Origin of the sequence: Bradyrhizobium elkanii WSM2783 (assembly GCF_000472865.1) — a bacterium.
In the GTDB taxonomy this organism is placed as follows: Bacteria; Pseudomonadota; Alphaproteobacteria; order Rhizobiales; family Xanthobacteraceae; genus Bradyrhizobium; species Bradyrhizobium elkanii_A.
On record NZ_AXAP01000163.1, the window covers coordinates 1 to 7780 of the forward strand.

Genomic DNA, 7780 nt, shown 5'->3' on the forward strand with positions numbered 1-7780 from the left:
ATAGATCTGGTTCGGGTGAACCTCATAGCGCTGGGCCAGATCGGCCACCGTCGCCTGTTCCCGCACCGCTTCCAGCGCGATCTTTGCCTTCAGTGCCGCGTCGATCTTGCGTCTCGTCTTTGTCGTCATCATGCGCTCCGTCTATCAAACGGAGCAGCCCCTTCCAACTAAGCACGTGGTCCCACAATCGGGGTCCATTTCAAACCGCGATTGTCCCCGGCGAATCAAAGGAAGAACACGATGTCGGATGCAAAATTGCAGAATGTGCTGTCTTCTCTTTCGCAGACAGCGAGACAGTTGAATGCTCCGCCGGCCGGCCGGACTGCGCCGGATGCAACTTACGTGAAGCTAGATACCAATGAGAACCCATTTCCACTGCCAACGATCGTATGGCAAAGTGCAATTACCGCCCTTGAGCGGCAGTATCTTTATCCCGAAGATGACAACCTCAGCTTGCGGGAAGCAGCTGCCAATGCGTACGGCGTAGCGACGGATCATGTGATTGCCGGCAATGGATCATCTGAGATTCTGGGGCTGATCTACAGAGCCTTTCTTGCCCCCGGGCGAGAGCGTGGCAATGCTGTCTCCAGGTTTTTCATTCAATCGCAAACTTGCTATGTTGCAAGGGGCTCAACTTCTCGAAGTCAGATGTGACGAACCTCAGTCCTTGCCTATAGAGCAATTGTTGTTGGGTTGCGAAAAAGCCGCGAAGTTCGTTCTGGTAGCTAATCCGAATAATCCAACCGGAACGTTCATTCCGATCGCTGACATCGAACGCCTTGTGGCAGAATCGGACCGTCTAGTCGTGTTGGACGAGGCGTATGTCGATTTTGCGCCTGATAATGGCCTACGCCTCCTAAGCCGCTATCCGACTCTTCTGATCTTAAGAACATTTTCGAAGAGCTACGCCGCCGCTGGCATTCGCGTCGGCTTCGGACTAGGCCACCCAGAGCTTATCGGAAGGCTTCGTAACATCCAGAACGTCTTCAACATGAATGTGATCGGTCACGCGGTGGGCATCAGCGTTCTTGCGCACCGCGCCATCTACGAAGATAACCATAGGCACATCACGCAGGAAAGAGAACGAGTGGCGAGCGCACTGTCACAACTTGGATTGTCTGCAACGCCCTCCGACGCAAATTTCTTGCTAGTCCGTGTGCCCGCGGGACACGACGGCAGATGGTGGCAGCTGGCTTTGGAAAGGCAAAAGATACTCGTTGCCTTTTTCCCTGATGAAGGTCTTGAAGACTGTATCCGCGTTAGCATCGGCACAAAAACGCAAATGGACGCGATTCTCGCAGCAATCAGTGACATTTCTGGCCGCTCGAAAATGGGTATATCGCCCGCCGCGCAGTAGTAATGTCTGGTGCCGCGTCACGTATGCGATAGCACCACCGAGGGATGAGAGCGGTGGGTGGCATAACCGAGATCTGTTGTGACTGATGGACGAAAATCGACGACGGATCGATCCCTTAACTGCCACGGCCCCGTTTTCGAGGGACAACCGCCTCGTGATCAGCGGTATCGCGCACCTACTGCAGTTAACAAGGGACAACGATCGCTTTCCTGGTTGAGCCGCGCATGGAGCGTGGCTTGATCGAGCTCGCCTTCCCACCAGGACACGAACACCGCGGCAAGACCGTTGCCCGTGATATTGGTAAGGGCGCGCACCTCGCTCATGAATTTATCGATCGAGAACACGATTGCCATGCCAGGCACTAGCGCCGGATTAACCGCTGATAGCGTCGCCGCGAGCGTGATGAAGCCGGCCCCGGTGATACCGCTTGCGCCTTTCGAGGTCATCATCGCCACGATCAGGATCGTGAGCTGTTGGCCGAAGGTAAGATCGACCCCGAGCGCCTGCGCGATAAATAACGTTGCCAAGCTCATGTAGACGTTGGTGCCATCGAGGTTGAACGAGTAGCCGGTCGGCACCACGAGCCCGACCACGGGCTTGGAGCAGCCGAGCCGCTCAAGCTTCTTCATCAACTGCGGCAGCGCGCTTTCCGAGGACGAGGTGCCGAGCACGAGCAAGAGCTCGTCTTTGATATAAGCGATAAACTTGAAGATCGAAAAGCCAACGGAGCGCGCGATCAGACCGAGCACGACCACCACGAACAGCGCGGCCGTGGCGTAGAACAGTGCGATTAGGCCGATTAGATTGCCGAGCGCCGAGGGTCCGAGCTTGCCGATCGTGAAGGCCATGGCGCCGAACGCGCCGATCGGCGCGGCCTTCATGACAATAGCGATGACGCCGAACACCGCGTGCGCCGTGTCGTCGATCATGCCGCGCAACTTCTCGCCGCGCTCACCCAGCGCCATCAGCGAGAAGCCGAACAGGATGGCAAATAAGAGTACCTGCAGGATGTCGCCGCGCGCCAGCGCGCCGACCACGCTGTCGGGAATGATATTGAGGATGAAATCGACGGTTTTCGAAGCTTCCGCCTGCTCCACGTAGTTGGCGACGGCTGCGGCATCGGGCTTGGCCGCAAGGCCGTGGCCGATCTGGAAAAGATTGCCCATCAGAAGGCCGAGCAACAAGGCAAAAGTGGAGACGATCTCGAAATAGACCAGCGCCTTGAGGCCGACCCAGCCGACCTTTTTCGCATGCTGGATGTGCGCAATGCCCGAGACCACGGTGCAGAAGATGATGGGCGCGATGACCAACTTGATCAGCTTGATGAACCCGTCACCAAGCGCCTTGACCCAATCGCTGGTCGCGAGCGACGGCCACAGCCAACCGACGACGACGCCAATCAGGATCGCGATCAGCACCTGAACGTAGAGGATTTTGTACCAAGTTCTCGACACCGGCGCGGGTGCGGCAGTTGCGATGGTGGTCATGACGCTACTTCCCAATATGAACTCGAACACCGAGCCACCGCGCGTTGAGAGGCGACGGCATCAGACGAGCCTTGTCATGCCAGCCGTGCGCAATTGAAGACGGCGATGTCGGAACTCCGACAGCCGGCAGCGCGATTTGCTGGCAGTTACGTGTGTTTTTCTCTCGTTAAGCAAGACGCGCACCACGCGCCGAAGCCATGCTGCCGTTCAACCGGCGAGACTGTGGACAGACTTTCTCCTAAATGTATTTGGTTGAATGCCAGAAACGCGTTTGCTCCGCCGAAGGCAGAGGCGTTGTTCAGCGCCACGCGCACCTTGCGCTCGCGCGCGCCAGATTGGGCGCGGCCTCGAGATCGACCAGCTGCTTGCGGGCGATTTAATGCTCGGGCAGCGTTTTGAGCTTGGCCCTTATCCTGAGCTCAGAGTTGCAATCGGGTCACTGGCGGAGCGGCCTTCGCATCTCCCTATAAATGGAAGCGCCGCCGGTCCCGCCCATTCCGGAAACGACGACGCGCCTCCCCGTTCAGGCCTTCTCAGCGACCACGCCGCGGACAGGTGCGTCGCCGATAGACTTGAGATTCGATCAGGCGTCATCCGTGTTCATCTCAATCGTCGATCGCGTAGGACTGCGCCACGCAGATGATGTCCGCAACTCCAGTGACTGGATGCCACACCAGGTCAGTTCCTGGTGGTCGATGTCTCGCGGCCGCCGACAGCGTTTTCCTTGTTCGTGCAACAATTTCCTTCGCGAATTGATCTGCCATGCTGCTGCTTCCATTAGGCGCTTCGACGCGAACGCACTGCCTTTCAGCCGCGCCGCGCGACAGAAGCAGTGACGTGATTCGTCGGGCGTCAGGTGCTGTCAATGCAACATTCCGCGACATTGGTAAAATTGATTTTTTGGATGGTACGCATCCACATTATCGACGTTTGGAGACATGCGCCTAAGATCTTGATGCAAGCTGCCCTCGGGCGTTATCGAGCCTCGCGTCGTAGTTTCGCACAGTTAAAAACGACAGCCTCGATGCTCCTTCACCGGGCCATCTACGCCGAGCTCGCGCCGCGCCTGGACGAGACGTCTGCCCCAGAGTTCTCGTCGAACGGACGCTTCGTAGTGGCAGACGTGAAGGCAGAACTTATCGTATTCCGACACCCCAGGCGGCCACGTCGGGTCAGCCGGTCCGGAGATCGGAGTCGAGCCGTTCAAAGATCCAAAATCGGACATCACGGCGCGGCGGAGCCAACTTTGGGCAGAGTAATGCCAGAAGTTTTTCGTTCAAGAGGCTAGAGATGTTCGGTTGAAGACGCCGAAGTCGGAAGCTGACACGGCGCTGAGGCCATTCCGCCGCAATTCAACAGCCACGCTGGCGCTTAAGCGTGTTTGGCTGCTATGGCGCAAGGCGCGCATCATATTCCGCGAGCGGCACGCCGATTGCTGGGATGAGGAGCAGAAGCCGCCGCGGCCAAAGTGGTCGCAGCCGCCCCGCTCCGAAAGAACTCCCAATGAGGCTTGCCCGATTGATCCTGATCAATGCAACCTTAATCCTGATCCTGCTCCTGCTCGGAATAGCAGCAGCGGTCAACATCAGTCCCACTATTGCCGCAAACTTCCGTCTGCCGGGCAACGAGATTGCAGCACCGCTCATTCAGACGATCCGGCTCGAGGCCGGGTTGAGCTCTCGCGCGAACGGACATTTTTGCAGCCGGATCATCCAACCCGCGCATTTTGTATCCTTCTGTCGGCCGACCAGTTCCGCCCAAGTAAGTCGATGGAGAAGCCTCTCCGGGTATCGCAAGCAGCTTCACGACTAAAGAGCGGCAAGTTCGTGCTGTGGCGTTCGAATGTGAAGTTCGCCAATCGCGCGTAGAGGCTTCAGATGATGTCTGTCGCAAAATCATCGATCTGCGATCCGGCCGCCGCACCTTATGATGGCGCAACGGCGGTGCAGGTAACGAAAGTGCTAGGTGTCAGTGCGGCGATTCAGCCAAATAAGGCCGGTGGCGCCAGCATCACACACGCCTATCAACCCGAGACCGGCAATGCCGAACTCGGATTTGTCGCGCCGCCCGAGCTTACAAACAGCAAAATCCGTTGCCGCTGGCTGGTGGCGCAGGAGTCTTATGGGCAAGACGCCGTGCTGTTGGAGACTGGCACCTACAATAAACTGTCGGCCGCCTTCGTCGACTTTCTCAAATGGCAAAAACTCCACGCGATTATCGCGCGGGGTGGCTACGTGCAAAGCTAGAGTTGACGCATGGATGGCTTTTCGCCAGAGATCTGGGAATCGCTCGAGCTCACGGTCGAGCTCGCGAGCCTGACGACCGTGATCCTGCTGGTCCTTGGCACGCCGCTCGCGTGGTGGATAGCGCGCTCGAAGAGCCTTTGGGCTGAGGCGGTCGCCACGATCATCGCGCTGCCGCTGGTGCTGCCGCCAACAGTAATCGGTTTCTATCTGCTGGCCCTGCTCGGCCCGAACGGCCCGGGTGGCCTTCTCGCCTCTCTCTGGGGCGGGGCCACGCTCGCCTTCACCTTTACGGGGCTCGTGGTCGGATCGGTTTTGTCAGCGCTGCCTTTGATGGTGCAGCCCATCCGCAACGCCTTCGCTGCGATGGGTGACCGCCCGCTGGAAGTCGCTGCCACTCTGCGCGCCTCACCGTTATATGCCTTCTTCACGGTCGCCTTGCCTGTGGCGCGAACGGGTGTTCTGACAGGCGCCATGCTTGGCTTTGCGCATGCGATAGGCACGTTCGGCATCGTGCTTATGATCGGCGGCAACATTCCTGGGCGCACCAAGGTGCTGTCGGCCTATCTCTTCGACTATGTCCAAGCATCGCGCTGGCGCGAAGCAAGCTGGCTTGCCGGGGCCATGGTGATGTTCGCCTTTGCGGTAATCCTCACCTTAACCTTGATCGACAAATACAGCGGAAGGAGGAGCAGGTGAGGATAGCCACGCCAGGCCGGATTGACGTTGCCTTCAGCGGCAGTATCGCCGGCTTCTCGCGCGATACGCAATTCAGCGTACCCGCCAAAGGCGTGACGGCGATTTTCGGCCCACCAGGCTGCGGCAAGACCACGCTGGCGCGCTGCATCGCCGGCCTAGAGCCTTTGCCAAATGGTTTTTGCGCCATCGACGGCGAGGTGTGGCAGGATAGGACGACCTTTCGCCCACCCCATCTGCGTCCCATCGGCTATGTGTTTCAGGAGCCGAGTCTTTTTCCTCATTTGTCGGTCAGGCGCAACTTGCTTTACGGTGCGCCCAAACCGAAGCCAACGCCGATCGCGTTTGATGAGGTGGTCGAACTGCTCGAGATAGCTCCGTTGCTCGACCGCTCTCCCTCACATCTGTCCGGCGGCGAGCGGCAGCGCGTCGCCATGGGTCGCGCGCTGTTGTCTCAGCCCAGACTGCTTGTGATGGACGAGCCGCTTGGCGCGCTCGACCGCTGCGCCAGACGTGAGATTCTGCCGTTCATCGAGCGCCTGCCCGAGAAGCTCGCGCTGCCGATGATCTACATCGGCCATGACATGGCGGAGATCGAACATTTTGCCGATTATCTCGTCATGATGGAGCGCGGCGTAGTGACCGCGGCCGGACCGCTGCAAGTCTTACAGAGAGATCCCGCACTGCCGCTAGCGGCAAGCCGCGAAGCCGCCGTCAGCCTTGATGCCGTTGTCAGCGGCTATGATGGGCGCTATGGGCTACTCATTCTCCGCCTCAAAGGGGCGCGGCTGTTGGTGCCGGCGCCGCCGTTTGCACCCGGCGTGCACCAACGGCTGCGCATTGGAGCGAGCGACGTCAGCGTGGCGCGCGAGGCGCCACGCGCAGGCTCCATGATTAATGTCTTTCCGGCGCGCATCAGAGCCTGTTTGCCGCTCGGCGCGGCTGAGATCACGCTGGTTCTTGCGCTCGGCACCGGAGGCTCGGGCACGGAGATTTTGGCCCGCATCACGCGTTTCTCCTTTGATTCCCTTGGGCTAAAGGATGGGATGGACGTATTCGCGCAGCTCAAGCACGTCTCGCTGCTCTCGGCCTCTGAACCGCCATTGCAAATCGTGACGACCTCCAGGCCAGCAGCAGATCCTGGGCAGGCAAGCGCCGCGGCGTGAAACGAGCAAGCTCGCTCGAGAGGCGAGCGGCATCATCTTGAGGCTACATTTCATTGTGCCACGCAGGCGGAGTTGAAGAGGCCGATATCGCAAGCCGGACGAGGCGGCCGAGCCATTGGACGGGGCACGCTGGCAACTATGTGCGTGTCAAGCAAAGGCCCGCGCCATGTTTCTCGAACCGCACGCCAATTGCTGGGATGAGAAGCAAGAGCCGCCGCGGCTAACGCGTTCCCAGTGGCGTCCGGATTTCCCGATGAGGCTTGCCGATTGATCCTCATCAATTCAGTTCTGACCCTGTTTGTGGTCGGAAATGCAGGAGCGGCGGAGGTCGACGCGGCGGTCGCCGCGAACTTCACCGCGCCGGCCAAGGAGCTGCAGCGCCGTTTAAGCCGAAGACCGGGCGAGGCCAAGCTTTGGCGCGAGCGGACAGCTTACAGCCAGGTGACGCAACGGGCGCCCTTTGAGCTATTTCTCCGCCCGACGAGGCCGCCCGAGCAATCTGGTCGAGAACGGTCTTGCGTTCAGGAAAGCCGGTTCACCTATGCGACCTATAATCTCGTGCTGTGCAGTTCAACTCCGAAGTTCGTGAACGAGGCTTTCGCAAAACCTCGATCCATAATCCGGCTGCTGCGCGTTATAGCGCAGCCACTGAGCACGCTGTGAAAGCGCTCGGCGCCTGTGAATTGACGCAGCCGAAGCTGGTCGCGGGATCCTCGCATCTCCCTGGGCCGGAAGCACCCCTCACCTTCCCGCTCTCGTGGGGGGACACGCGCTCTCTTTCGTGGTCAAGCCGCTCCGGAAGGCCTCCGTTACCAAGCTGGCTTGCCGCCG

The 7780-nt window shown here is 59.3% G+C and carries 8 protein-coding genes and 1 pseudogene; 6 read left to right on the top strand and 3 right to left on the bottom strand.

Annotation, left to right across the window (positions count from 1 at the left end; genetic code table 11):
* Window positions 1-132, bottom strand: a 132-nt coding sequence (locus tag YY7_RS65420) for a transposase (protein WP_210164762.1), incomplete at its 3' end; no start/stop codon positions are given.
* Window positions 133-240: 108 nt separating this feature from the next.
* Between YY7_RS65420 and hisC the strand changes: the two are divergent.
* Window positions 241-1357 (top strand): annotated as a pseudogene (gene hisC, locus YY7_RS55995) (histidinol-phosphate transaminase).
* Window positions 1358-1515: 158 nt separating this feature from the next.
* On the opposite strand, the gene dctA reads toward hisC, so the two are convergent.
* Together dctA and YY7_RS61610 are read right to left on the bottom strand one after the other, a co-directional pair.
* The gene (gene dctA, locus YY7_RS0148705; protein ID WP_028169276.1) at window positions 1516-2844 is read right to left on the bottom strand and encodes a C4-dicarboxylate transporter DctA; all 1329 of its coding nucleotides are present in this window, start codon (window positions 2842-2844) and stop codon (window positions 1516-1518) included.
* A 605-nt stretch (window positions 2845-3449) separates the two neighbouring features.
* The gene (locus YY7_RS61610; protein WP_155255676.1) at window positions 3450-3608 is read right to left on the bottom strand and encodes a hypothetical protein; all 159 of its coding nucleotides are present in this window, start codon (window positions 3606-3608) and stop codon (window positions 3450-3452) included.
* A 754-nt stretch (window positions 3609-4362) separates the two neighbouring features.
* Between YY7_RS61610 and YY7_RS57375 the strand changes: the two genes are divergently transcribed.
* The 5 genes from YY7_RS57375 (at window position 4363) to YY7_RS56010 (ending at window position 7612) form a co-directional block, all read left to right on the top strand.
* Window positions 4363-4656, top strand: coding sequence for a hypothetical protein (locus YY7_RS57375; RefSeq protein WP_155255677.1), 294 nt, complete (start codon window positions 4363-4365; stop codon window positions 4654-4656).
* 65 nt (window positions 4657-4721) lie between these two features.
* Window positions 4722-5090 (top strand): hypothetical protein, encoded by a 369-nt coding sequence (locus YY7_RS57380; protein ID WP_051397370.1) that lies wholly within the window; start codon window positions 4722-4724, stop codon window positions 5088-5090.
* Window positions 5091-5099: 9 nt separating this feature from the next.
* Window positions 5100-5786 (top strand): molybdate ABC transporter permease subunit, encoded by a 687-nt coding sequence (modB, locus tag YY7_RS0148715; protein ID WP_028169067.1) that lies wholly within the window; start codon window positions 5100-5102, stop codon window positions 5784-5786.
* On the top strand, window positions 5783-6949 hold the full coding sequence (gene modC, locus YY7_RS56005; protein ID WP_063623463.1) for a molybdenum ABC transporter ATP-binding protein: 1167 nt from the start codon (window positions 5783-5785) through the stop codon (window positions 6947-6949). The genes modB and modC overlap by 4 nt, the downstream gene beginning before the upstream one ends.
* A gap of 267 nt (window positions 6950-7216) precedes the next feature.
* Entirely contained in the window at window positions 7217-7612 is a 396-nt protein-coding gene (locus YY7_RS56010) for a hypothetical protein (RefSeq protein ID WP_051397327.1), read from the top strand.
* The last annotated feature ends 168 nt before the right edge of the window (window positions 7613-7780 follow it).